This is a genomic window from Aestuariimicrobium ganziense (assembly GCF_015352975.1).
Taxonomy (GTDB): Bacteria; Actinomycetota; Actinomycetes; order Propionibacteriales; family Propionibacteriaceae; genus Aestuariimicrobium; species Aestuariimicrobium ganziense.
The window spans coordinates 24501-49479 of record NZ_JACYIZ010000005.1; the positions used below are offsets into that span (position 1 = coordinate 24501).

The window sequence follows — 24979 nt, forward strand, 5'->3', positions numbered from 1 at the left end:
AGGCAGCGGCGACAGCGAGCAGGCTGCGTCGTTGGAGGCGAGTGGGTTCGGACGAGGTCCCGGGTATGGCGCTAGGGACGCGCGGGATGGGCCGCGGCGTTCCCACAGATGATCACTCGCAGGCGACGCCGTCGTTGTCGCGATCGAGATGGCTCGCGTAGCCCGGTTGGCCGCGGTAGATCGGTGCGGCACCTGCCGCGCGAGCTTCGGAGCAGTTCTTGTAGTAAACGTCCTTCGGAGCCGCGGTCGTGGGCTTGGGCGCCGGCGCCTTCTTCGTCGTCGTGGGCTTAGGCGCAGGGGCCTTTGAGGTCTGGACGGCACATGGACGGTCTGGGGCGCCTTCACAGTCGATCTCGTCGTCCGGCTCTTCCTGGCAGAGAACCGCAGGATGTACGCGCTCAGTCACTGGTACGACGTGGCCTTGGTGCTGGTGCCGATGCTCCGACCACTTCGGCTTCTGCGACTGTTGGCTCTTCTGCGCATCCTCGACAGGTCGGCGGCGGGCACGGTGGCCGGACGCGTGCTCGTCTACGTGACTGGCGCTGCGGGCATGGCCGTGCTGCTGGGGGCTCTGGCGGTGCTCGATGCGGAGAGGAAGTCGCCCGAGGCCAACATCACCGACTTCGGGGACGCTCTCTGGTGGGCCTGCACCACGGTCACCACGGTCGGGTACGGCGACCGCTATCCGGTGACCGGCGAGGGACGAGCGGTCGCTGTGGTGCTGATGGTCATGGGGATCGGCGTGGTCGGAGCGGTGACCGCAGCGGTCGCCTCGTGGATTCTGCGGCGGGCCCAGGTCTCGGAGGAGGCAGGCGCCAGACCTGAGCGGAGACACGGTCTCTGACACCCCTTCAGACCCGGCTGCTCCCAGGGGCCCGCTTGCCTAGACTGAGGAAGTGGCCCCCGACAAGCGCCTGGACGGCAAACCCAGCAAGGCAGGGGCGAGCGCGCACCAGAACTACCGCGAAATGCGCAAGGCCTGGCTGAGGCGCAAGCGCCGCTACTTCGCTCTGTTCGGTCTGGCTTGGTGGGCGTTCTTCGTCGTCTCGCAGATCATCGGCATCATCTACTACGCCTACCGGCCCCACTGGTCCGTGATCTGGGGAGCCGGATTGATCGCGGGCGCGATGATCATGGGATGGCTGATCCTTCGTGACTCGCCGCCGTCATCGATCGCGAACTGGCAGACCGGGGCGTGGGGCGAGGAACGTACGGCAAAGGAGTTGGCCAAGCTCCCGAAGGAGTGGACGGTCCTTCACGACATCGACACAGGACGCGGCAACATCGACCACCTGGTCGTGGGACCGGCAGGGGTGTTCGTCCTTGACACGAAGAACTGGTCAGGGACGGTCGAGGTGTCCGGGTCGGTGGCGTTCATCACTCCTTGGGGTGCCAAGCGGCCGAACCGGTGGGATGGTTCGTCCGCCGTGCTCTCCCTGGCTCGGCAGACGTCTGACCGCATCGCCTCTGTCAGCCGAATCCGCCAGTGGGTGAACGCGGGGGTGGTGATCTGGTCCGAGTTTCCCGAACGAATCAGCGGCGAACGAACTCCCTTCATTGCAGGTGACCACCTGGTGGAGTGGCTCACCTCGCAGCCGACCCGGTTGCAGCCAGAGCACGTCGAGCGGGTGACCGCGGCCGTTAGGGGCGCGTGGGCCACCCCTCGCACCAGCTAGCTCTCTCGCGCCCCCATTCCTGTTGACTCAGTCGGCCAGGCACTCCACCCGCACCGCCCATTCCGGCGTCGGCGGACGAGGGAAGGAGCGTCGTCCCAGCAGGGCCACCACCACGGGCGCCCGCAGCGGAGGTCTTGCCGGCCACGGAGTGAACCCGTCGGTGATCACGACCACCACGTCGGGCCGGGGGCGGGCCTGCACCGCCGCCTCCAACCCCTTGCGCATGTCAGTGCCGCCACCACCGGCCAGCACCACGTCCTTGGCCCTCGAAACCCGGCCTGCGGTGTGCACCTCGGCGTCGACCGAGTAGACCGTCACCTGCGTCCCAGCCACCCCGAGCACGGCGATCGCGCCGTCGACCTCAGCCATCGCCCGTGACAGCAACCCGTCGTCGATGCTGGCCGAGGTGTCGACCACCATCGCGATCTTTGGCACCTGTCGGTGCTGCCCGGGCAGGACGACGCCGCGCACTGACCCCGCCCGGCGCGACGGCCGGGAGTAGGTGAAGTCGCCTCGTCCAGACGCCCACCCCACGCAGCGACGCACGGTCCGGGCCAGGATCGGCTCCCACGGCACCACCGGCTGCAGGGTCTCGCGCACCCAGCGCAGCAGGTTGGCCGGCACGTTCCCGTGGTCGGTGATGTGGCCCTGGAAGTCGATGGCCACCTGGTGGCGGATCTCGTCGGCCTCGAACCGGGTCACCGCTGCCGTCGCCGCGTCGGGGTCCAGTTCACCAGCGCGTCGGATGCCATCGGCGCCACTGCCGCAGCCCTCGCCGTGGGGCAGCGACCCGTCATTCCCTCTCCCATTGGCTGGCATCCGTGTGAGAGTGGCGAAGTACTCCTCCGCCGAGCGTCCCAGTGGCAGCCGGTCGTCGGCGTGGGCTGGGAAGGGTTCGGGGACGAGTTCGTCCAGGGTGAGGGTCTCGCGGATGGTCAGGTCGCTGGCGGTCTTCCAGGCGGCGTGGTTGGTGACGTCGACGCGCTGGTCGCGGGCCCGGTTGGCGTGATCCGACAGCAGGTGCCAGACCAGGTGGGCCATCTCGCGGGCGACGTCAGGCACCGGGGTCTGGTCGAGCCAGTCGGGGTTCACGTAGATCCGCCACCACTCGTCGCAGGTCATCCGTTCGACCTCGTTCGACGGCACGGCCACCAGCGCATACAGGGCGTGGGTCAGGTAGGGCAGGTCGCGAGGTGCGTCGTTCTGGCGGGCGACCACCGGCGGGCTGATCAGCCACAACTTGGCCGCGGCGATCTTGTCGAGGTCCATCACGCCGCCCCGGGCAGCAGTCCGGCCAGCGCGAGCGCCGGGGCGAACACCTTGATCGACGACGGCACCGGGCACCCGACGGGGCGGATCTCGGGCCGCATCAGTGCCCGCACCACCGGCACCGCCGGGTCGATGCTGGTCGCCTTGGCGGCAATCCCGCAGACGTCCAGCGCGGCCGTCCAGCGTTCGGGGGTGGGTTCCCGGACGACCGCGGCCAGCACCGACTGCAGCACCACGTAGACCCGGTCGGGCCGCACCCCGTGGAAGGCGGCCAGCATCGGGTTGCTGAGCAGGTCGTCCGGGTCGGGCAGGTCGCGCACCGACGCCCAGCGCAGGTACTCGAACGCCGCAGCACTACCTAGGCACCCCTCGACCAGCAGCCGCCTCACGTCGTCCCCAGCACCGACGGCCCGGGCGAACGCGGCCAGGCGCGCGGCGTAGTCCCAGGTGCGTGGGGTGGGGAAGGCTCGTCCGCGGTCGGTGGTGTCGCCGGGAATCGCGCTGAGCAGCGACGGACGGATCCGCAGGAACCCCGACACGAAAACCCGCTCGCGGTCGAGGTGTCGCTGGTAGTCAGCAGGTTCTTGGTGGACCGGCATGGTCGGCCACTGACCGGTGACCAGGCTCTCGGCATACACCTCGTGCGGCAGCGCCCAGTCGAGGTGGACGAAGCGTGAAGCGGTGGGGGCGGCGAGTTCCCAGCCCGCGGCAGCCACGTCGGCGGGGTTCGCGGCAGCGACGAACGAGACGCTGTCGGGCAGCACGAGGTTGCCGACCTGGTAGTGGGTGAGCGGACGAAGGGCCGCAGCCTGCAGCGCCGGTGAGGCGGTGGAGAACTCGTCGAAGAAGGCGATCGAGGGTCCGTCGTGCTCGGCCAGCCGCTTGGCCCAGCCGGGTGGGGCAAGGTTGACCGACCCGTCGGGGGTGACCACCGGCAGGCCGGCGAAGTCGGAAGGTTCGCTGTGGGTGATGATGACGGTCTCGACGTGCCAACCCTGGTCGGTCACCGCCTCGACGGCCGCGGTCTTGCCCTCGCCGGGGTTGCCCCACAGCAGCGCGGGGATGCGGGCACTGACGCAGATGCCGAGCGCCTGGAGCGCGTTCTCGTAGTCGAAGCGGGTGGTGATGGTCATGGCATCCGTCCTTCAGGTCGTCGTGCTGTTCGCGGTGGCGAGGGCCGTCGCGAGGCGTTGGGGGTCGGACGGGGCGTTGTCGCCGAGGTCGGCCAGGTGGGCGGGGAGGTCGTCGAGTCGTCGGACGCCGGCGCGCAGGGCTCGCATCACGGCGGGGGCTGATCCAAGGACGGCCAGCAGTGCGCCGAGGTCGGAGCGAAGCGGTGGGTCGGGACACTGGGCTGGGCCGTCGGGCGGGACGACCCGGTCGACGAGGGTGTCGAGGGCGCCGGCGGTGGGCGGGTCGGTGGCGCTGACCTGGGCGAGGACGAGGAGTTCCCTGCGCGACAGGGTGCTGCCGGCGGCGTTCCAGGCGATGACGAAGCTGGCGGCGCGGGCGGTCGTCCAGCGCCGGAGTGTGGCGAGGTGTTCGACGTCGTCGGGGTCGAGTCCGGCATGCACGGCGGTCAGGACGTCGGCGCGGCGAATGCCGAACCCGAGCCACCTTGCCCACGTGTCGGCGTCCGCGAGGTGGTGGGGCGCGTGCAGGCTGGCCAGCCACACCGCGGTGTCAGGGTCGGGGTGCTGGTCGATCACCTGTCGCAGCCAGGTGCGATCGACTGTGCCGTGGATGAGGTGGACGAGCAGGTCGACGGGCAGTTGCTCGCCAGGGATGGCGAACTCGACTGCCAGGGCATGGACGGTGTCGGGGTGCAGACCGGCCCGCCACAGGTCGGTGAGTCCCCAGGCCTCGCGGATGAGTGCAGCGGTGCGCTGAGCTGTGGCAGGTGGACGATCGAACGTCCCCCAAGCCCTGGCGGCACCATCGATGAGGTTGCCCAGTTGCCACTCGGGCACGTCGTGCTGCAGGGCCAGGTGGGCGGTGGATCGCAGGTGGGCGGCGACGATGGTGATCGTCCAAGAGGTCCCGTTGTGGCAGCAGCCCTTGATGCGTTGCCTGGGCGCAGGTCGCCACTTGTCGGCGGACGCGTGCTCAAGGTCGAGTGCCTGGTGGCGGGTCAGCAGCGGAAGGATCCGGCGGAACGCGGGGATGGTGCGCTCGACCAAGGTCAGGCAGGACGAGTAGCCGCCGAACGCCATCGCGACCCGCTCGGCGTCGAGGTCGTGCGGGGTCTCGACGGTCCAGTCGGGGTGGATGGTGACCGGGTGACTGACGTGGCTGCTGGTCGTGGCGTGGCTGCGACATTCGACGCTCAGCTCGAGCGCGCCACCGTCGGGGCCCGGCCCGATCGAGGTGCTGAGCTGGTGGAGGGTCACCCAGTTCAGTCTGGGGTGGGGGTCTGACAGTTTTCGAGGGCTGGTCGGGGTGAGATCTCACACAGCGGCGCTGACCAGCGGCGACGCGGGTGAGAACATCAGCACAGGAGGCTTAACCCCCCTGTCCAACAGACAAGCCGGAGCAAGATCTTGGGAGCGGCATGAACGCCTCGTGGCAACCTTTACGGGATCTTCTACGAGACGTCGATACCGAGATCACGCTGACCTGGAGGGAACTCGAGGCCCTCGTCGGCGGACTACCGCCATCCGCAACGAAGCATCGACCCTTCTGGGCCGGGGGTCGGGAAGGGTGGCCGGGCTTCCGGACGGTGAACGTGGTGATCGGACACCAAGTCACATTCGTGCGCCGCCTGGGGGTGAGCACGATGAGCACGGGCAGCGACAACACGAGGCCATCGCGAACTGCTGAACCGGAGCTACCCACACGCAGGAAAGCACCCGCCCACCTCCAGCGGGGGCCATCCGAAGCCCGTTCGGTATCCGCACCAGACTTGTACCTCGTGGGTTGCGTCTCAGGGAAGAGAACGACAGCGGCAAAGGCCAAAGACCTCTACACCTCGACCCTGTTCCTCAAGAGGCGATCGTACGTCGAGGACACAGGCAAGCCATGGTTCATACTCTCGGCCCTGCACGGCCTCGTCGACCCCGAAACAGTCATCGATCCCTACGATGTCGTGCTCGCCAGGGCGACCGCCCGGGAGCTCAAAGCCTGGGGTGAACTCGTCGTCCAACAGCTGCACGGCAGGCTCGGAAACCTCGACGGGTTGACCTTCGAAGCGCATGCGGGTCACAACTACGTCAAACCATTGTCCTCCCTGCTTGAGCGGAACGGAGCCACCATCACGAGCCCGCTCGCGCATCTGGGAATAGGGCAACAACTCGGGTGGTACAACCAGCTGGCAACTGAGCGGCTCAACGACGAGGCACAAAGCGCTCAGCCAATGTCGCTCGAGGCACTCCAGGAGGCAAGCGCTTTGACCCCCGACGAGTTCCTGGCAACCGGCGGTCTCGACCTTCGCAGCCCGGGGCTCTACACCTGGTGGATCGACGAAGCAGGTGCCGCCGATCTCGAACAAGGGCTAGGGCTCGCTTTGGAGCCGGGTCTCATCTATGCCGGGCTGGCCGGTGCCACTCGCACTGGCAGTGGTCGGAAGTCCCGTAACACCCTCTGGGGTCGTATCAAAGGCATGCACTTGGGCAAACGGGCAGCCTTCTCCACCTTCCGGCGGACGCTCGCCGCAATCCTCTCAGCAGGCAACTCCCCGGGTATCGGGGAGGAGTCACTCACCACCTGGATGAGGGCACACCTTCGGGTTGCGACTATGCCTGTGGAGGACGCGGACGTCCTCGATCACCTCGAGTCTCAGATGCTCAAGGCCCTTGACCCCCCGCTCAATCTGGCGAAGATGCCTACAACCGAGATTCGTAAGCGGGTCAGCGAACTACGCAGATACGAGAAGTGAGGTCGAAGACGCCCGAGCCCGTCCGGTGGGGTCGCTGACCCGCACTCCGCTGGGTGGGTGGCCCTATTCCGAGCACCTCCGCAGAAACGCCCTCAGCTCGGCGTCGCACACGTACACGTAGGTGCCGAGATCATCGAACAGCTTCAGGTCGTAATCGCCGAAGTCGCGCGGAGCCGGATCCCGTGCGTCCAACAGATCTCTGATGTAGCCGACGTAGTCAGAGTCGGCGCGCACGCGCATCTGGCTGACCAGCCGGTGGTGCCGGCCCTCGTGCCGGACGACCTCGACAAGGCTGCGGGTGGTCTCGACCGCCAAGTCAGCAGGTCTGACGGCTTGGAGTCCGTCAAGGAGGTAGATCTGATGGCGGCTCTGCTTGGCGATCCAGTCGATCTGCGTGGGCTCCGGGTCGTCCGTGCCGAACAGTTGCTCGTTGATCGCACGAAAGGCGGTGTTGAGCATGGCGGCCGACTGGGGAACTCGGTGGTTGAGTCGATGAGCGTCGTCGACGATGAGTAGGTCGTAACCCCGCTCATCCTTGCCAACGTCGAATGCGGACAAGACATCGTCTGCGTCCAGGCCATGAGTAGCGCGGACGTTCCCGCGGGAACGTCCCGGGCATCTCAGTCTTCGGGTGAACGACGCTCTCGCCCGGAGGGCCTAGGGTTGAGCCGTGGACACCGACAGCAACTCGACGCGAATCGCCGTGCTCATCGACTGCGACAACGTCACACCCAGGCATGCCGAAGCGTTGCTCGAGGAGTTGGCAAAGTTCGGCACCCCCACCATCAAGCGCGCCTACGGCGACTGGACAACCTCGAACCTCGCCGGGTGGAAGAACGAATTGCACCGGCACGCCATCCAGCCGGTCCAGCCGTTCGCCTACACCGTCGGCAAGAACTCCAGCGACTCCGCCCTGATCATCGATGCCATGGACCTGCTGTGGCAGGGCAACGTCGAGGCGTTTGCCCTGGTCTCGTCCGATTCGGACTTCACCCGGCTGGCGACCCGGCTGCGCGAGTCCGGCAAGCGCGTCTACGGCTTGGGCATGCGCAAGACCCCCGAATCCCTGCGCCGGGCGGTCGACCAGTTCATCTTCCTCGAGTTGCTGCACGAGAACCGGGACGAGGCGACTCGGCCCGACCCGGCGCCAGTGCCGGACGTGCTGGCTGAAGACCCTGCCACAGAGACTGATGAAACCCCGCCGACCGTGCAGATTAACCTGCAGAGCGCGCTCACCAAGGCGATCAATGCCACTTCAGGGGACGACGGCTGGGCGTGGCTCGGACGAGTCGGCGAGCATCTGAGCCGCACCCACGCCGACTTCGACCCGCGTGCCTTCGGCCATCAGAAGCTCAGCACCCTTCTGAGCGAGCAGGCGTACCTGGAGACCCGTGCAGACGGCTCGCGCAGCCAAGTTCGGCTCAAGCAGAAGAAGGCTCCGTCCCGGAGGTCTCGGTCGAAGGCCTCCGACTCGAGTAGTCACTGACCAGCCCAGCCAGCGCGCCACCTGAGTTCTAGACTCGTCGCCCATGGATCTCCCCAGCGGCCTGACCCTGACGCCGTCGTCCGGACCGGACGACCCGAGCAGCTCCACGGCCAATGTCGGACTGGTGCCCGGCCAGGTCTGGCATTACGCGATGGATGGCGCAGGATCGGCACCCTTGGACGTTCCCGCGGGAACGTCTGGCGAGCTGCTGCTGGCAGTGTTCCCGGCGCTGACCTTCTCCGGTGAGGTGGCCAACCACTCGTCGCTACTGGTCGGCCTGGACGTGATCGCTGCCGACGGGACGAGGCGCACCCTGACCGACCAGCACGGGGGCCCGTTCAGCGCCGACACGATGGGCGCTTGGGTCACCGACCAGTGGAACCTTGTCCGGCTCGACTTGTCCGAGGTCGACGAGGATGCGACGTTCGAACTGGTCTCGGGTGCAGCGTCGCGTGGGTACGGCTGGGTGCAGGTCGTTGAGCCTTCGATGTTGGAGGGCGTCTCGACACGGTCGCTCGGGGTCTCGACACGGTCGATCGTTCCTCGCGAGCTACTCGACCAACCACTCGACTGGGTGCGAACCACCCGGGGCAGCCACAACCACTCGGGCACCTCGATCTCGCGGGGCAACACCTTCCCGCACGTGAACCTCCCCCACGGCTTCAACTTCCTCACCCCGGTCACCGACGCGCGGTCGTCGCGTTGGCTCTACTCCTGGCATGGGGACGCCCGCGACCCCGACCCGCGTCCCTGCCTGCAGGCCTTCGCGTTCTGCCACCAGCCCTCTCCCTGGATCGCAGACCGGTTCGGGTTCCAGCTGATGCCGTGGGCCCGCAAGGCCGACGCCGACGTGTTCGGACGACAACTCCGGTTCAGTCACGCCAACGAGCTGGATCGTCCGCACCACTACGCGGTGACTTTTGGGAACGGGCTGCAGGCCGAGATGACGCCGACCTCGCGGGCGGGGGTGTTCCGGTTCGTCGCGCCGGGGATGGGTGGTCCCGACACGTCGCTCGTTCCTCGCGATCACTCGACCGACCAGGAAGGCGCTCGTTCCTCGACCAACCAGCCGTTCGGCGTCATCCTCGACCAGGCCTTCTCGGGCTCGCTCAGTGTCACCGAGCTCCCTGACGGGCGCGCGTCCTTCACCGCCACCATCGACCCGGGCTTCGAGCGCAACCGGGGCCCCTACCCCGCCTTGCAGGGCTATGTCTACGGCGAGACCCGCCAACCGGTCACCGCCCGCCGCACCTGGACCCGCGAGGGCATCCCCGAACTGCCCGGCAACGTCGGACGCTGGATCACCAGGCACTGGCCGCGCTGGGCCCGTCTCCCAGTCCGACGCCAGCAGACCGTCGTCCTCACCGCCACCGACCCCACCCAGCCACTCGAAGTGGCCGTCGCGATGAGCTTCATCTCCACCGCCCAAGCGCGCCGCACCCTCGAACTCGAGGTCGGCGACGCCGGCTTCGACGAGGTCCGATCCCGCGCCGAAACCGCCTGGCACGACGTGCTCGACCGGCTCGAGATCGAGGGAGCCACGCCTGACCAGCTCACCACCGCCTACTCCAACCTCGCTCGGCTCTACTCCTGGCCCAACGAGCACCACGAGAACCTCGCCACCGGCCCCGATGCCGCGACCAACCCCACCTGGGGCTACGCCTCCCCCTGGCGCGACCTGCGCCACAACCACGGCCGCCACCACTCCGGCGCCCATGTCGTCCGCGGCCAACTGCACGTCAACAACGGCTACTGGGACACCTACCGCACGTGCTGGCCGGCCTATCACCTGTTCACCCCGCGCCTGGCCCGCACCCTGCTCGACGGCCAGGTGCAGGCCTACCGCGACGGCGGCTGGACCGGACGCTGGGTCGCCCCGGGTCCACTGGACTGCATGGTCGGCACCAGCTCAGACCAGGTCTTCGCCGACGCCGCCAGCCACGGCATCCGCTTCGACGAGGTCTCGGCCTACGACTCCGCCCTGCGCAACGCCACCACCCCGGCCCCCAACGACGTCGTCGGCCGCAAGGGCATACGCAAGGGACGCTTCGTCGGCTGGATCGACACCGACACCGACGAGGGCTTCAGCTGGTCGATGGAGAACGCCACCTGCGACGCGACCCTGGCGCGCTGGTCGTCCGACCTGGCTGAACGCGCCGACGAACTGGGCGTACCGCAGCGCCGCGCCGAGTTCTGCGCCAACGCCCTGATGTTCCGCAACCGCGGACTCAGCTGGTCGGCCCTGTTCGACGACCGCACCGGCTTCCTGCAGGGACGAGGCACCGACGGCAGCTTCCGAGTCGAGCCTGGCGACTTCGACCCACGGGTCTGGGGCACCGACTACACCGAGACCAACGCCTGGGGCATGGCCTTCCACGCACCCCAGGACGGCGCCGGTCTCGCCGATCGCCTCGGCGGTGAACACGCACTCGCTGACAAGCTCGAACTCGCCCTCGCCAGCCCTGAGGACGCAGCCGCGTCCACCTCTGGGCACTATGCCGCCGGCATGCACGAACGGCTCGAGGCCCGTTCGCTGAGGCTCGGGCAGATCGGCATCAGCAACCAGCCCGCCCACCACACGCCGTACATGTTCGCGTTCACCGGCGAGCACCACCGCACCCAGTGGCTCACCCGCGAGATCCTGCACCGGTTGTTCGTCGGCTCCGACATCGGCCAGGGCTACCCCGGCGACGAGGACAACGGCGAGATGAGCGCCTGGTGGCTGTTCAGCGCCATGGGCCTCTATCCACTGCACCTGGCCTCGGGCGAGTACGTGATCACCGCGCCACTGTTCGAGCGGTTCAGCTTCCGCCGCGACAACGACCGGACGATCGAGGTGCGCGCGAGCGTGCCCGAGGGGATGGGCGTGCGCGAGTGCCGCTACATCCAGTCGGTGGCGCTCAACGGCGAGGTCTGGGACGACGTCACCGTGCCGATCTCGGTCTTCGAGGACGACGTGCTGCTCGAGGTCGGGCTCGGGCCCGAGCCGTCGGACTGGGCGAAGGAGTCGCGTCCGAAGTCATTGAGCACCTGGCGCGGCTCGCCCGGACCGCTGTGGCGGACGTGGCAGTCGGACCTGACCCTGCGTGCGCAGGTCGAGCGCCACGACGCCAGCGGGGCGAGGCTGTCGACCGGGCTGGTGGACGACCAGGGGGAGGCCGAGGACTGGGGGCGTGGCGACCGGCTGCTGCTCGGCTGGGAAGAGCCGGTGGCGTGCTCGCTGCTGACCCTGACCACCGACGACCGCGACGCTCCCCCACTGCGGATCGACGTGCGGCTGGAGGGATCGGAGGAATGGCAGCCGCTGCACGTCGGGTGGCGTTCGGCGCTGTGGGCCGACCAGACCCAGGCGTACCTGGTGGAGCCCGAGGGGCCCGTGCGGGCCCTGCGGCTGACCGCCGATGGCCCGGCGAGGCTGAGGCAGCTGGAGCTGTACTAAGAGGGGCGGCGGCTCGATCCCACTGCCGGGCGTGCTGGAATTTCGGCGTGAACACTCCCCTGACCTTCGTCACTCAACTCCCCCGCGACGACGGCTGTGGGGTGGTGGTCCTGCAGATGCTGAGCGGACGGACCTACGACGAGATCGCCGCGATCATCGACTGGCCGATCCCGGGCGTGCACTACAGCACCTGGACCGAGATTATGGCTGGCCTCGACGCACTCGGCATCGCGCACGGTGAGGTCATGCCGGCCGAGACCTGGGACGAGGTGACAGGGCTCGCCGTGGTGCACGTCCAGCCCGATCACTTCATACTGGTCGACTTGGACCGAGGGCTGTTCTACGACCCGGGGCAGGAGGCCGGTCCGCAGACATCGAGCGAGGCAGTACCGAGGAGTTGGCTGCCGGTTCGGCGGTGAGCCCTGTTCGGGGTTTCGAGATGCTCGCTGACGCTTGCACCTCAATCGGCGCCAAACGTGAAGACTCCGCTCGGCGTGAACGCTCGAGCGGAGTCTTTGGTCTGCCCAGGGTGAAGGACAGACACCCCCTCGTCAGGTCCGTGCCCCCACACGAGCCTTCCACAGCAAACTTTATGCCCGCTCAGGTCGCACTGGAAGCCCGATCAGGATGTTGTTAACAGAGGTCACTACGGCCTGATGACAAGTGTCACTCGCGTCCCCAGAAGTAGTGTTCGACGACCCTCGCAGCCCGTCGCGCGGCCCTGCGATGGTCCTCCAACAGCTCCGACGCGCGCCCCGGCCCGTACCCCAGCAGCACAGTCACCGACGGCAGGTCTCCGGCGTCCGACGGAATCACGTCACTGGCTCGTCCCCGCGACAGCATGATCGCGTTCCTGATCCGACTGGCCAGCACCCACGCCTCACGCAGGGTCGCCGCCGCACTGCTCTCGATCAGCTCGGCATCCACCGCTGCCTGCAGCGCCGCCAGGGTCTCGGTCGTCCTCAGCCCGGGGTGCTCGTCACCCAGCCGTCCGGCGTGCTGCAACTGCAGCAACTGCACCGTCCACTCCACATCGCTCAGCCCACCGGGACCGAGCTTCACGTTGCGGTTCGGGTCGGTGCCACGCGGCACCCGCTCGACCTCCATCCGCGCCTTGAGCTTGCGGATGTCGGCAAGCTGGGCTCGGCTGATTCCCTCGGCCGGGTGACGCCGGGGACCCACCTCGTCCAGCAACGTCTGCACGGTCTCGCGGTCGCCGGCACCGTGCCCGGCCCTGACCAGGGCCTGCGCCTCCCACGTGTCGGACCAACGCTGGTAGTAGGCCAGGTAACTCGACAGCGACCGGACCATCGGCCCGCCCTTGCCCTCGGGACGAAGGTCGGGGTCGAGGTCGACGCCGGGGTCGGGCCCGGGAGCAGTGAGCCACGAGCGCAGCTTGGTGACCACCTGCCCGGCCTTGCGGACCGCGTCGGGGTCGTCGGAGTCGGCCACCACGAACATCGCGTCGGCATCCGACCCGTAGGCCATCTCACGGCCGCCCCACCGTCCCATCGCCACCACGCCGAGCCGAGGCGGGTCCTCGACCTCGGCCAGGGCCAGGTCGAGCGCCGCGTCGACGGTCGCGCAGGTCAGGTCGGTGAGCGCGTACCCGACCCCGGTCAGGTCGATCCGGTCGGTCAGGTCGGCGACCGCGATCCGGAACAGTTCACGGCGCCGCACCGCCCTGATCGCCTTGATCGCATCGGCCGGGTCGCGATGCCGTCCGGCGACCGCCCGCATCGAGGCGGTCAGGTCGTCCACGCTGCGCGGGGTGAGTTCGGCGTCGTCGGCGAGCAGTTGGACGGTGTCGGGTGCCCGCTTGAGCAGGTCGACCACCAGGCGGCTGGTCGACAACAGCCTGGCCAACCGCTCGGCCATGGCGCCCTCGTCGCGCAGCGCCCGCAAGTACCACGGCGAGTCGCCCAACGCCTCCGACACCTGCCGGAAGGCCAGCAGACCGTGGTCGGGATTGGGCGCCGAGGCCAGCCAGCCCAGCATCGCCGGCATCAACTGCCGCTGGATCTGGGCTGCCCTGGTCGTGCCGCGGGTGAGTGCCTCGATGTGGCGAAGCGCCGCCGCCGGGTCGTCGAAGCCGAGCGCACGCATCCGGTCGCGGGCCGCATCGGGGGTGAGCCGCAACTCCGGCGACGGGATCCTCGCGACCGCCTCGAGCAGCGGGGAGTAGAACACCCGCTGGTGCAGTTGGCGCACCTGCCTCGCACTGTCACGCCACGCCTCGAACAGGTCGTCGTCGACCCCGAGCCGCATCGCGCGTCCCAGCGCGCGCACTGCCGACGGATCATCGGGCACCAGGTGGGTGCGCCGCAGCCTCGCCAGCTGGGCCCGGTGCTCCATCGTCCGCTGGAACCGGTAGGCCCGGTCGAGTTCGGCGGCGGGGGCTCGTCCGATGTAGCCACCGTCGACCAGCGCGTGCAACGCCGGCAGGGTGGCCCGCACCCGCAGCGACTCGTCGGCTCGTCCGTGCACCAGTTGCAGCAACTGCACGGTGAACTCGGTGTCGCGCAGGCCGCCCTCGCTGAGCTTGATCTCACGCGGGCGCTCTCGCGAGGGAATGTGGTCGACCACCCGCTGGCGCATCGACTGGGTCTCGGCCATGAAGTGCTCACGCTCGACGGCACTCCACACCATCGGTGCCAGCATCGCCACGAACGCCTCGCCCAGCTCGAGGTCGCCGCACACCGGACGGGCCTTGAGCATCGCCTGGAACTCCCAGTTGCGCGCCCACTTGCGGTAATAGGCCTCCATGCTGGCCAGCGTGCGCACCAGCGGCCCGGCCTTGCCCTCGGGACGAAGCGCGGCGTCCAGTTCCCAGATCGAGCCGCCCTGGCCATGCCCAGAGCACACCCGGGTCATCGCCCCGGCGACCTTGGTGGCCACCTGCATCGCCACCTCGGTCGAGGTGTCGTCATCGGCCGGTTCGGCCACGAACAGCACGTCGACGTCGGACAGGTAGTTCAGTTCCTGCGCCCCGCACTTGCCCAGACCGATCACCGCAAGCCGGGCACGCGCGTGCTGGGGTACCTCGAGCCGGGCGATCGCCAACGCCGCGTGCAGCACCGCGTCGGCCAGGTCGGACAGTTCACCGGCGACGTCGTCCATGATCGTGACCGGATCAGGATGGGGCAGGTCGCGGGCAGCGATCCGACACAGCTGGCGACGGTTGGCCAACCTGAGCCGGTCGCCCGGAGCCATCGGACGAGGCCCGTCATCCTCAGCCACCTCGTTCGAGGCCATCATCAGATCGGGGTGCTCAGGATCCGGTTGGGCACCCACGGCGGCGAGCAGGTCGTCGCGGATCTCGTCGGACGACCAGCGGCGCGGCTCGTCCAGCACCACCTCGACATCGGCTGGGTGGCGGACGAGGTGGATGCCGAGCGCGTGGCTGCCGCCCAACACCCCCAGCAGTCGGGCGAGGGCGTCGAGGTCGTCGCGCAGCCGGGCCGGCAGGTCGGGGCTGGCGTCGGCCAGGTCGGCGAGCAGCGCCAGCGCCTGGTCGGGGTCGGGGACCCGCTCGAACAGGGCCAGTTGGTCGTCGAGGACGAGCCCTGCGGTGGCCAGGCGTTCCAGCGCCACTGTGGACTCGGCCGCGGTGATGCCGCGGCGAGCCAGTTCGCCCGGGGTGGTCTGGATGCGGTTCACCGCCCCTCCTCGTCGCTGCTTGTCGACAACGAATCTAGTGGCTCGGTGGCCGATAGAGTTCGTGAGCACGACGTTCGATGTCAGGTCACCGAGTCGTCACCGACTCGACACCTGATCTGCGTAGCTTGCGGGAGGTGACCATCGTGGCAGCACGCAGCGACCGTGCCCTGCGCCGAGTCTGCACCGCCACCCTGGACCAACTGCGCTCGATCCTGCCCTCGCCCACCGCGTCCGGTTGGGTGCCGGCCAACCCCGGGCGAGCCCGCCAACACGCCGGTCAGGTGATGTTCCTGCTCACCGACGCGTTGCAGACCCTGACCGCGCCCACGGCCCGTCGTCCCGCGAGCCTCTCGGAGCACCTGGCCAACCGCGGACGAGCCGACGCCACCATGAAGCAACTCACCACCTCGGTGGTCGGCAACGACCCGGCCGACGTGCTGATTCCCCAAGCCGGGCGCCTGTTCGCCGACCTGCAGTTGCAGCTCACCGCACCCGACCTGCCGGCCTCGGTCGAGACGCTGTTCGGCACGGCGAAGCTGATCGACTACCTGCGCGGGGTGCTGGTCGAGGCGATCGGAGTCGCCCTGCGGGAAGACCTGGACTGCCCCGATGATGCTCTGGTCGAGGCGAGCCGGGCGTTGGCGGCAGTGTTGGCCGAGCGCCACCCGGGAGCCAGCATCGAGGTGCGCGTGCCCCCGGCGGTGGCGGTGCAGGTGGCGCTGCTCGGGCAGGGGCCCACCCACACCCGCGGCACCCCGCCCAACGTGGTCGAGACCGACACCCGCACCTTCGTCCAGTTGGCGACCGGGGCGCTCAGCTGGGACGAGGCGCAGGCCCAGCACCTGGTGCAGTCGTCCGGGGCGCACGCGGCCGAGGTGGCCACCCTGCTGCCCGTGGTCTGACCCCGGCCGGAACTCAGAGCATCGGCAGGTAGCGGTCCAGCTCGAACGGGGTGACCTGACGGCGGTACTGGGCGAACTCGGCGCGCTTGTTGCGCAGGAAGTGCTCGAAGACGTGGCTGCCGAGGGTCTCGGCGACCAACTCCGACTTCTCCATCTCGCGGATGGCCTCGTCCAGGCTGCGCGGCAATTCGCCGATGCCCATCGCCTCACGCTCGCGCTCGCTCAGGCTCCAGACGTCGTCGTTGGCCTCGTCGGGCAACTCGTAGCCGTTCTCGATGCCGGCCAGGCCTGCGTTCAGCATCAGCGCGAACGCCAGGTAGGGGTTGGCCGCTGAGTCGATCGAACGCAACTCCACCCGGGCCGAGCTCTGCTTGTCCTGGCCGAACCGCGGCACGCGCACCAGCGCCGAGCGGTTGTTGCGTCCCCAACAGATGTACGACGGGGCCTCTCCCCCACCGGCCAGCCGCTTGTAGGAGTTGACCCACTGGTTGGTGACCGCGGTGATCTCGCGGGCGTGCTTGAGCAGGCCGGCGACGAACTGGCGTCCCACCGGCGAGAGCCGGGCCTCGTCCGAGGCGTCGTAGAAGGCGTTGTGGTCACCCTCGAACAGGCTCATGTGGGTGTGCATGCCCGAACCCGGGTGGTCGGTGAACGGCTTGGGCATGAACGTGGCCTGGATGCCCTTGCCGACCGCCACCTCACGGATCACCACCCGGAAGGTCATGATGTTGTCGGCCATGGTCAGCGCGTCGGCGTAGCGCAGGTCGATCTCGTGTTGGCCGGGCGCGCCCTCGTGGTGGCTGAACTCGACCGAGATGCCCATCTGCTCGAGCATCTCGATCGCGTCGCGGCGGAAGTCGGTGCCGGCGCCGAGGGTGGTGTGGTCGAAGTAGCCACCGTGGTCGAGCGGCTGGGGCGGCTGGCCGGGCTGGTAGGGCTTGAGCAGGAAGAACTCGATCTCGGGGTGGGTGTAGAAGGTGAAGCCCATGTCGGCGGCCTTCTTCATCGCCCGCTTGAGCACGTGGCGCGGGTCGGCGTAGCTGGGCGAGCCGTCGGGCAGGGTGATGTCGCAGAACATCCGGGCGGTGCCGCGCACCTGCTGGCGCCAGGGCAGCATCTGGTAGGTCGACGCGTCGGGGTGGGCGACCATGTCGGCCTCGTAGACCCGGGCGTATCCCTCGATCGCCGAGCCGTCGAAGCCGACCCCCTCGGCGAAGGCTCCCTCGACCTCGGCCGGGGCGATCGCCACCGACTTGAGCGACCCGAGCACATCGCTGAACCAGAGTCGGACGAAGCGCACGTCGCGCTCCTCCATTGCACGCAACACGTACTCGCTCTGCTTGCTCATGGGCCCAGTCTGCCGGGGGCCATGTTTCAGTGGGGTTACAGATCGCACCGGGGTCGCGACTGCCCGTTCACGGCCACTGAAACCGTCGGCTCCTACACTTGACCGCATGTCGCAGCCCGGTTGGTACCCCGATCCTGCGGGTCAGCCGGGCCAGTTCCGATTCTGGGACGGGGAGCGCTGGGGGCAGCAGACCAGTGCGACCCCCGGCGGCCCACCCGCGCCGGGCACGCCCCCGCGAGGCGGCGGCGGACGAATGATCGGCCTGATCGCCCTGGTCACGGTCATCGCGTTGGTCGCCTGGCTGGTCGTCCGCGGTCTCGGCGGCGGTGATGCCGCCCAAGAGGACACCAACACCTCGACCCCCACCGTCTCGGCGTGGGACGAGACCTCGTCCCCCACCGCCACCCCCAACCCGACCGACCCCGACAACGGCGGCAAGCCGGTCAGCTGCCCCGACCACTACGGAGCCTCCCGCCCCGACCCCGGACCGCGCGCCGGCCGCTACCACGGCGGCGGGCTGTCGTACGCCGAGGTGCCCGGTTGGACGCCCAGCGCCGGCTGGGGCGTCGACTGGGCCTACGACCGCGACGGGCAGCGCAACAGCGTCAACCCGCGCTGGGTGGCGCTGACCCTCGTCGGGCAGATCGACCGCGAGCACTTCCCCAGCCCCCAGGTCGCCGCCGGCCAGCTGATCAGCTGCCTGGCGTCGTCCTACTACTACCGAGACATCACCGGACGCCAGGACACCTCGTCGCAGGCCGTCACCATCGACGGCCGCTCGGGCTGGAAGCTGGTCAGCGAGATCCGGGTCAAGGACCACGACGTCGAGGGCGACGTCATCCAGGTGATCGTCCTCGACATCGGCCGCGAAGGCCAGTTCAGCATCTTCGTCAGCGAGGCACCGATCGGCGACCAGGACCGGATCGCCAAGACCGAGGCCGCAGCCGCGTCGCTGCGGGTGGAGGGATAGATGAGTCAACCCGGGTGGTACCCCGACCCCGCCGGCCAGCCCGGACACTTCCGCTACTGGGACGGACAGGGCTGGAGCCAGGAGTCCACGCCCAACCCGAGCATGGGCGCACCGACCGGTGCGCCCGGTGGGCCGTCGTCCCCTTACGGCACCCCGCAGCGCGGTGGGCTCGGACGAACCCTCGGCATCGTCGCCGTCATCGCCGTGGTGGCCCTGGTGGCGTGGCTGGCGATCAGGGCGATCGGCGGCACCGACACCGTCGGTGAGGACACCAACACCTCGACCCCGACCGTCTCGGCCTGGGACGAGACCTCGTCGCCGTCGGCCACCCCGTCGTCACCCGATCCGTCGGGGTCGGGGGCGCAGGTGAACTGCCCCGACCCGGGCACCGCCCACAGCCCTCGCGGTGCAGTCAACGGACGCATCAGCGGCGGCGGGTTGTCGTTCGCCGAGATCCCCGGCTGGGAGGTCACCGGCGGCTGGGGGCTGGACTGGGCCGACGACCGCCACGGCCAGCGCACCACGGTCACCCCCGGCTGGGCCGCGATCGCGGTGGTGGGCGAGGTGCCCCAGCAGCGGCACGCCGACACCAAGACCGCCGCCCGCCAGTTGATGTCGTGCATGGCCTCGTCCGACTACTACCCCACGCTGACCAAGCGGGTCGACAAGGCCCTCGAAGAGGTCACCGTCGACGGCGCGAAGGGCTGGCGGATCACCAGCGAGCTCTACGTGTCGGGTCGCGACGTGAAGGGCGACATCGCCGTGGTCGTGGTGCTCGACATCGGTGACGCCGACACCTTCAGCGTCTACGCGTCGAACTCGACCATCGAGCACGAACCCAGCATCAAGGCCGTCACCGAGGCGATGAACAGCCTCAAGGTCGAACGGTGAGCCAACCGGGTTGGTACCCCGACCCGGCCGGCCAGCCCGGACAGTTCCGCCACTGGGACGGCACGCGTTGGAGCCAGACCACCCAGTCGACCCCGACTGGTCCGCCGCCGGGCGCGGGTGCCCCTCCCGGGGATGGCGGGGGTCGTCGAGGCGGGCGAGGGCTGGTGCTGGTGGTCGCTGCCCTGCTGGTGGCGCTGGTGGTCGGTCTGGTCGTCCGCAACCTCGGCGGCGACGACGCTGCCGGGGGCGGGGTGGACACCTCGACCCCGACCGTCTCGGCGTGGGACGAGACCTCGACTCCCTCGGCGACTCCCTCGTCACCGAGTCCATCGGGGGTGACGACGGTGGCCTGCCCTCCCGGGGTCGACCCCGGTGAACCGGGTGACGTGGTCAACGGCCAGATTCGGGCGTCCGGGTTGCAGGCGCCAGTGCCCGACGGTTTCGACTCGACCTACCGGATGGTGCCTTGGCTGACCGGCACCGCCCAGGTCTGGAAGAGGATCGGCGACACCACCTGGGTGCACACCGTCACGCTGGGACGACTGCCCGCCGGCACCAAGCTGGGTGACGTGCAGCAGTCGGCCAAAGCACTGATGGACTGCTGGACCAGCTCGGACCGCTACCCCGGCCGGCAGAGCCGCACTGACCTCGAAGCGCAGGCGGTCACCGTCGATGGACGACCCGGCTACTGGATGCGCGCCGACGTGACGGTCAAGGACTCCGACAACCCGACGATCAGGGGTGGCCGGGTCGACGTGATCGTGATCGACACCGGCAACGCCGCGGGCTACTCGGTGTGGCACTCCGCGGTGCACCTGGGCGACGAGCAGGTGCAGAAGCTGGTGGACGAGTCTCGAGCGGCGCTCAAGGTCACCGGCTGATCAGCACCCACGGATCAGGACCGCACACCCCCTGTCCACAGGCGACCGGGCCGGTGAACGCCCCGGACCTAGACTGGCGCCATGTCGATGCCCGGTTGGTACCCCGATCCCGCTGGTCAGCCCGGTCAGTTCCGCTACTGGGACGGCCAGGGCTGGAGTGCCGAGACCACGCCCAACCCCGGGCAGACCCCACCTCCGGGCGCTCCCGGTGGCACCGGCGGCAGTCCCTACGACGAGCCCCGCCGGGGCGGGGCGGGACGAATCGCGGCAGCCGTCGCGGTCGTGCTGGCGCTGGCGTTGGTGGGCTGGCTGGTCGTCCGGTCGTTCAACAACGACCAGGTCGTCGAGGGTGACACCAACACCTCGACCCCGACGGTGTCGGCGTGGGACGAGACCTCGTCCCCCTCGGCCACCCCGAGCCAGCCCAAGGACACCGGCGCGACCATGGTCGAGTGCCCCAGCGGCCAGACCAGCCAGGGCCAGGCCCGTGACGGCCGGCTCTGGGGAGGCGGCATTTCGGTCGAGTCGCTGGGCTGGCGACCCGGTGGCATCCAGCTGTCGTGGGTGCACGACCTGTCGGCCGAGACCAAGACCATCCAGCCCGGCTGGTTCTCGGTGTCGGCGGTGGGCGCGGTGTCGGTCGCGGACGGCTTCGAGGACCCAGAACGTTCGACCCGGATGATGATGAGCTGCTTCGCCAGCTCGGGCTACTACACCGGTTTCACCGGCCGCAAGGACGTGGTGGCCGAGAAGGTCACCATCGACGGCAAGCCCGGGTTCCACCTGCGCAGCGAGATCTACGTGCAGGGTGTGCCCAACGTGAAGGGCGACATCGTCGACGTGGTCGTGATCGACACCGGTAGCCCGGAGTCGCTGGCGATCTACTTCTCGTCCGCCACGATCGACGACGGCCCGGTGATCGCCGAGGTCGACCGGGCGAGGAACAGCATCAAGGTCGGGTAGGTCAGCACCTCAGTGCTTGAACGGACCCCAGCCCTGCTTGTCGTCCTCGTCGATGTCGCCGTCCTCGTCGGTGTCGTCGTTCCACCGCGGGTCGGTGTCGTAGGCCTCGTTGCGTTCATCTGAGCGCTCGAGCGCGCGGGCGGCCTCGGCGGCGTTGGTGTAGGGACCCAGCCGGTCGGCGCTCCTGCAACCCTCACGGACCTCGACGGTCTTGTGCTCCAGGCACCAGTACCACTGCTCGTCGCTCATCGTGCTCCCATTCGTGGAGGTCTCCACTGCCATAGACTCGACTGTCGTGACTGCCATACAGCCCTTCCCGGTGAGCCCGATGCGGAGCGTGCCCGCCCACATCGAGCGCCCCCACTACGTGGGTCGTCCGGCTCCTCAACCGTACATGGGCTCCCACGTGCAGTCGGCGGAGACGATCGAACTGATGCGCGAGTCCGGCGCCATCGCCGCGTCCGCCATGCACGAGGCAGCCAGGGCGATCGAGCCCGGGGTGACCACCGACGAACTCGACCGAATCGTCCACGAGTTCTGCCTCGACCACGGCGCCTACCCGTCCAGCCTGGGCTACCGCGGCTTCCCCAAGGCCTGCTGCACCTCGGTCAACGAGGTGATCTGCCACGGCATCCCCGACGCTCGTCCGCTCGAGGACGGTGACCTGGTCAAGATCGACGTCACCGCGTTCAAGAACGGCGTGCACGGTGACAACTGCGGCACCTTCTTCTGCGGTGAGGTGGACGAGCCGTCGCGCCTGCTCACCGAACGCACCCAGGAGGCGATGAACCGGGCGATCAAGGCGGTGCGCCCTGGTCGTCCGATCTCGGTGATCGGACGCGTCATCGAGAGCTTCGCCAAGCGATTCAACTACGGCGTGGTCAGGGAGTACACCGGCCACGGCGTGCACACCGCCTTCCACTCAGGGCTGGTCATCCTGCACTACGACGAGCCGCGGTTGGACACGAAGATGGAGGTCGGCATGACCTTCACCATCGAGCCGATGCTCGCCCTGGGCGATGCCAGCAACCACCAGTGGGACGACGGGTGGACCGTGGTCACCAACGATGGTTCGCGCGTGGCACAGTTCGAGCAGACCATCGCGGTCACCGAGAGCGGCGCCGAGGTTTTGACGGTGCCCAGCCTCACCACACCGTTGTACTGACGTTGCACTGACCAGAAGGGGGCGGTCGCCATGGCGACCCAGTACGCCACGATCGAGCCGCAACTGCGCGAGTTCATCGAACAGCAGCAGATGTACTTCGTCGCGACCGCGGCACCCACCGGACGAGTCAACGTCTCGCCCAAGGGCCTGGACACCCTGCGGGTGCTCGACGAGGGCACCGTGATCTGGCTCAACGGCACCGGCTCGGGCAACGAGACCGCCGCGCACGTGCTCGCCGACCCGCGGATGACGGTGATGTTCTGCAGCTTCGCCGGCAAGCCCTGGATCCTTAGGCTCTACGGCACCGCGACCATGACCCAGCCCGGCGACGAGCAGTGGGACGAACTGTCGTCCCACTTCCCGCCGTTGCTCGGGGCCCGACAGGTGTTCACGCTCAAGGTCGACCTGGTGCAGACCTCGTGCGGGTTCGGCGTGCCGCTGTACGACCACGTCGACCAGCGCGACCTGATGCCGAAGTGGGCGAACGCCCGCGGACCCGAGGGCATCGAGAAGTACCAGCAGGACAAGAACGCCGCCAGTATCGACGGGTTCCCCACCGGGCTGCCGGCCCAAGGCTGAGGGGACGAGTCGGCCTGTAAGCCGGATTCTGTGGCTGCCGAAGCAGCCGGTGATCATCCATCTGCGACGGCTGTTGCCAACCGCCTTCCACCGAAGTGGTGCAACCTACCCGGACGCTCGGGCGAGCAGCCCTCGGTCGCGTCCTGTCTGGTCTTGCTCCGGGTGGGGTTTGCCGAGCCACCCCAGTCACCTGGGGTGCTGGTGGTCTCTTGCACCACCGTTTCACCCTTACCAGCGTTGCCGCCGGCGGTCTGTTCTCTGTGGCACTGTCCCGCGGGTCGCCCCGGGTCGGTGTTACCGACCACCCTGCTCTGTGGAGTCCGGACTTTCCTCAACACCTCGCGGTGCCGCGATCACCCGGCCGACTCGTCCGTCGTCCAGTCTACGGCCCGAGCGCGGGTGGGCACACCTGGCGTCAGCGGGCCTCGAACTCGATCCGACCCTCGGCCAGGTTGACCCGGGTGAGCTTGGCGGTCACCTCGTCGCCCAGTTCGACCGCTCGTCCTCGCACCGGACCCTCGACCGCAGGGTCGGCCACCGACAGGATGCCCGAGCCCTTGCGCTTCTGGTCGACCTGGATCACCACGCCGGTGAAGGTCTCGCCCTGACGGTGCTGCAGCACCAGCGCCTCGACCAGGTCGTTGATGCCACGCTCGTAAGCCTTGGCGCGCCGGTCGGAGTCGTCCATCACCTCGGGCAGCCAGTCCAGCGCCTCGACGGCCCACTGCGGAACGTCCACACCGGCCGAGATGGCCAGGCAGATCTCGCCCACGTAGCGGTCGACCAGGCGGCGCAGCGGCGCGGTGGTGTGGGCGTAGTTGGCGGCCAGCGCCCCGTGCACCAGTTGCTCGGCACGCAGCCCGTCCTCGATCACGGTGTAGCCGGCGCCGCGGAACAGCCGCACGCAGCTCATCATCATCGCCTGGTCCTCGGGCTGGGTCGGGTCGAGTGAGCGGACGAACTCGGCGTAGTCCATGTCACGCGGCCAGCTCAGGTCGAGCGACTTGGCCACCTTGCGCAGCGTGTCGATGGTGCGGTCGTCGGCCGGGGGCAGGGTGCGCAGGATGCCGACGCCTTCCTCGAGCATCATCTTCGCGGCGGTGTAGCCGGTCATCAGTGAGATCTGGGCGTTCCAGCCCTCGTTGGGCAGCGGCGCGCGGTACTCCAGCTGCCAGACGCCGTCGTCGGTGGTGACCTCCTGGTCGGGCAGGTTCAGGCTGACGCCGCCGCGTTCGACCTCGAGTTGCTGGCGCAGTTCGCCGACCTGCTTGAGCAGCATCATCGTCGGGTGCGCGGTGCCGGCGTCGATCTCGGCCTGCACGTCGGCGTAGTTGAGCTTGGCGCGGCTCTTGACCAGGGCGCGTTCGACGGTGGCGTCGGTGACCTCGCCGCAGTCGTCCAAGTCGAACCGCCAGACCAGGGCGGGACGAGCCACGTCGTCCGGCAGCAGGCTGGCGGCGCCCTCGCTCAGCTCCGGCGGGTGCAGCGGGCTGCGCGAGGTGGGTGCGTAGAAGGTCTGGCCGCGGCGCTTGGCCTCGAGGTCGATCGCCCCGCCGGGACGAACCCAGGCCGCGACGTCGGCGATCGCGTACCAGACCCGGAACCCGCCGGCGTCGGCCTGCTCGATCAGCATCGCCTGGTCGAGGTCCATCGAGGTGGGCGGATCGATGGTGACGAAGTCGAGGTCGGTGCGGTCGACGTGGCCGAGCGAGGCGTCGTGGCCGCGGGCGAGCACCAGCTCGACCTCGGTGTACACCTCGTCGGGGAAGCTCTCGGGGATGCCGAGTTCGTCCTTGAGGTTGGTCCATCCGGCCACGATCTCGTCGGGGAATCCGTGTTCGACGACGGTCTTGCGTGCGGGCATGGCGTCCTCTCG

Annotated in this window: 22 protein-coding genes, 1 other RNA gene and 1 pseudogene; 14 read left to right on the forward strand and 10 right to left on the reverse strand. The window is 68.9% G+C overall.

From position 1 onward, the window contains the following. Window positions 1-112 precede the first annotated feature (112 nt). Entirely contained in the window at window positions 113-406 is a 294-nt protein-coding gene (locus IE660_RS16420) for an excalibur calcium-binding domain-containing protein (RefSeq protein ID WP_203568277.1), read from the reverse strand. Here IE660_RS16420 and IE660_RS10240 point away from each other — a divergent pair. Beyond that, window positions 311-844: a potassium channel family protein gene (locus tag IE660_RS10240; protein ID WP_328701943.1), complete on the forward strand. Its 534-nt coding sequence runs from the start codon at window positions 311-313 to the stop codon at window positions 842-844. The two genes, IE660_RS16420 and IE660_RS10240, sit on opposite strands and share 96 nt — an antisense overlap. A 52-nt stretch (window positions 845-896) precedes the next feature. Continuing rightward, complete coding sequence (locus tag IE660_RS10245) at window positions 897-1676, forward strand: nuclease-related domain-containing protein (RefSeq protein WP_203568279.1); 780 nt, start codon at window positions 897-899, stop codon at window positions 1674-1676. Between the two features lie 27 nt (window positions 1677-1703). On the opposite strand, the gene IE660_RS10250 is transcribed toward IE660_RS10245, so the two are convergent. From IE660_RS10250 to IE660_RS10260, 3 genes are read right to left on the reverse strand one after another with little or no spacing between them, the layout of a single operon-like run. Next, window positions 1704-2945, reverse strand: coding sequence for a vWA domain-containing protein (locus IE660_RS10250; protein ID WP_203568280.1), 1242 nt, complete (start codon window positions 2943-2945; stop codon window positions 1704-1706). Continuing rightward, a complete protein-coding gene (locus IE660_RS10255; RefSeq protein ID WP_203568281.1) occupies window positions 2945-4078 on the reverse strand; it encodes a P-loop NTPase family protein in 1134 nt (377 codons plus the stop codon). Before IE660_RS10255 ends, IE660_RS10250 begins: the two co-directional genes overlap by 1 nt. A gap of 12 nt (window positions 4079-4090) precedes the next feature. Further along, complete coding sequence (locus tag IE660_RS10260) at window positions 4091-5335, reverse strand: hypothetical protein (RefSeq protein WP_203568282.1); 1245 nt, start codon at window positions 5333-5335, stop codon at window positions 4091-4093. A 161-nt stretch (window positions 5336-5496) separates the two neighbouring features. Here IE660_RS10260 and IE660_RS16665 point away from each other — a divergent pair. Further along, window positions 5497-5694: pseudogene (locus IE660_RS16665) on the forward strand (DUF7662 domain-containing protein); the annotation flags it as partial. Window positions 5695-5856: 162 nt separating this feature from the next. Next, window positions 5857-6819: a DUF6884 domain-containing protein gene (locus tag IE660_RS10265; RefSeq protein ID WP_203568283.1), complete on the forward strand. Its 963-nt coding sequence runs from the start codon at window positions 5857-5859 to the stop codon at window positions 6817-6819. A gap of 63 nt (window positions 6820-6882) precedes the next feature. On the opposite strand, the gene IE660_RS10270 is transcribed toward IE660_RS10265, so the two are convergent. Beyond that, window positions 6883-7377, reverse strand: coding sequence for a DNA/RNA helicase domain-containing protein (locus IE660_RS10270; RefSeq protein ID WP_203568284.1), 495 nt, complete (start codon window positions 7375-7377; stop codon window positions 6883-6885). Between the two features lie 112 nt (window positions 7378-7489). On the opposite strand from IE660_RS10270, the gene IE660_RS16425 reads away from it, so the two are divergent. From IE660_RS16425 to IE660_RS10285, 3 genes are read left to right on the forward strand one after another with little or no spacing between them, the layout of a single operon-like run. Continuing rightward, complete coding sequence (locus tag IE660_RS16425; RefSeq protein WP_203568285.1) at window positions 7490-8305, forward strand: NYN domain-containing protein; 816 nt, start codon at window positions 7490-7492, stop codon at window positions 8303-8305. A 43-nt stretch (window positions 8306-8348) separates the two neighbouring features. Then, window positions 8349-11744, forward strand: a complete 3396-nt coding sequence (locus IE660_RS10280) for a GH92 family glycosyl hydrolase (protein WP_203568286.1) — start codon at window positions 8349-8351, stop codon at window positions 11742-11744. A gap of 47 nt (window positions 11745-11791) precedes the next feature. Next, on the forward strand, window positions 11792-12163 hold the full coding sequence (locus IE660_RS10285) for a hypothetical protein (protein ID WP_203568287.1): 372 nt from the start codon (window positions 11792-11794) through the stop codon (window positions 12161-12163). A gap of 247 nt (window positions 12164-12410) precedes the next feature. On the opposite strand, the gene IE660_RS10290 is transcribed toward IE660_RS10285, so the two are convergent. Further along, the gene (locus IE660_RS10290) at window positions 12411-15404 is read right to left on the reverse strand and encodes a bifunctional [glutamine synthetase] adenylyltransferase/[glutamine synthetase]-adenylyl-L-tyrosine phosphorylase (protein WP_203568288.1); all 2994 of its coding nucleotides are present in this window, start codon (window positions 15402-15404) and stop codon (window positions 12411-12413) included. Window positions 15405-15538: 134 nt separating this feature from the next. On the opposite strand from IE660_RS10290, the gene IE660_RS10295 reads away from it, so the two are divergent. Continuing rightward, on the forward strand, window positions 15539-16306 hold the full coding sequence (locus IE660_RS10295) for a sterol carrier family protein (RefSeq protein ID WP_203568289.1): 768 nt from the start codon (window positions 15539-15541) through the stop codon (window positions 16304-16306). Window positions 16307-16319: 13 nt separating this feature from the next. Here IE660_RS10295 and glnA read toward each other — a convergent pair whose 3' ends face one another. Next, window positions 16320-17621, reverse strand: a complete 1302-nt coding sequence (gene glnA / locus IE660_RS10300) for a type I glutamate--ammonia ligase (RefSeq protein ID WP_203568561.1) — start codon at window positions 17619-17621, stop codon at window positions 16320-16322. A gap of 139 nt (window positions 17622-17760) precedes the next feature. Between glnA and IE660_RS10305 the strand changes: the two genes are divergently transcribed. The 4 genes from IE660_RS10305 (at window position 17761) to IE660_RS10320 (ending at window position 21359) form a co-directional block, all read left to right on the forward strand. Then, window positions 17761-18624: a DUF2510 domain-containing protein gene (locus IE660_RS10305; protein ID WP_203568290.1), complete on the forward strand. Its 864-nt coding sequence runs from the start codon at window positions 17761-17763 to the stop codon at window positions 18622-18624. Next, on the forward strand, window positions 18625-19515 hold the full coding sequence (locus IE660_RS10310; RefSeq protein ID WP_203568291.1) for a DUF2510 domain-containing protein: 891 nt from the start codon (window positions 18625-18627) through the stop codon (window positions 19513-19515). Continuing rightward, window positions 19512-20396 (forward strand): DUF2510 domain-containing protein, encoded by an 885-nt coding sequence (locus IE660_RS10315; protein ID WP_203568292.1) that lies wholly within the window; start codon window positions 19512-19514, stop codon window positions 20394-20396. The genes IE660_RS10310 and IE660_RS10315 overlap by 4 nt, the downstream gene beginning before the upstream one ends. 81 nt (window positions 20397-20477) lie before the next feature. Next, window positions 20478-21359 (forward strand): DUF2510 domain-containing protein, encoded by an 882-nt coding sequence (locus IE660_RS10320; RefSeq protein ID WP_203568293.1) that lies wholly within the window; start codon window positions 20478-20480, stop codon window positions 21357-21359. Between the two features lie 9 nt (window positions 21360-21368). On the opposite strand, the gene IE660_RS10325 is transcribed toward IE660_RS10320, so the two are convergent. Beyond that, the gene (locus IE660_RS10325; RefSeq protein WP_203568294.1) at window positions 21369-21608 is read right to left on the reverse strand and encodes a hypothetical protein; all 240 of its coding nucleotides are present in this window, start codon (window positions 21606-21608) and stop codon (window positions 21369-21371) included. Between the two features lie 46 nt (window positions 21609-21654). Here IE660_RS10325 and map point away from each other — a divergent pair, with 46 nt between their 5' ends. Both map and IE660_RS10335 read left to right on the forward strand, forming a co-directional pair. Then, a complete protein-coding gene (map, locus tag IE660_RS10330) occupies window positions 21655-22524 on the forward strand; it encodes a type I methionyl aminopeptidase (protein ID WP_203568295.1) in 870 nt (289 codons plus the stop codon). Between the two features lie 30 nt (window positions 22525-22554). Beyond that, the gene (locus tag IE660_RS10335; protein ID WP_203568296.1) at window positions 22555-23103 is read left to right on the forward strand and encodes a pyridoxamine 5'-phosphate oxidase family protein; all 549 of its coding nucleotides are present in this window, start codon (window positions 22555-22557) and stop codon (window positions 23101-23103) included. Between the two features lies 1 nt (window position 23104). Here the strand turns inward: IE660_RS10335 and rnpB are convergent. Together rnpB and IE660_RS10345 are read right to left on the reverse strand one after the other, a co-directional pair. Continuing rightward, window positions 23105-23472, reverse strand: an RNA gene (gene rnpB, locus IE660_RS10340) — RNase P RNA component class A. A gap of 46 nt (window positions 23473-23518) precedes the next feature. Beyond that, window positions 23519-24967 (reverse strand): RNB domain-containing ribonuclease, encoded by a 1449-nt coding sequence (locus IE660_RS10345; RefSeq protein ID WP_203568297.1) that lies wholly within the window; start codon window positions 24965-24967, stop codon window positions 23519-23521. Window positions 24968-24979: the final 12 nt, after the last annotated feature.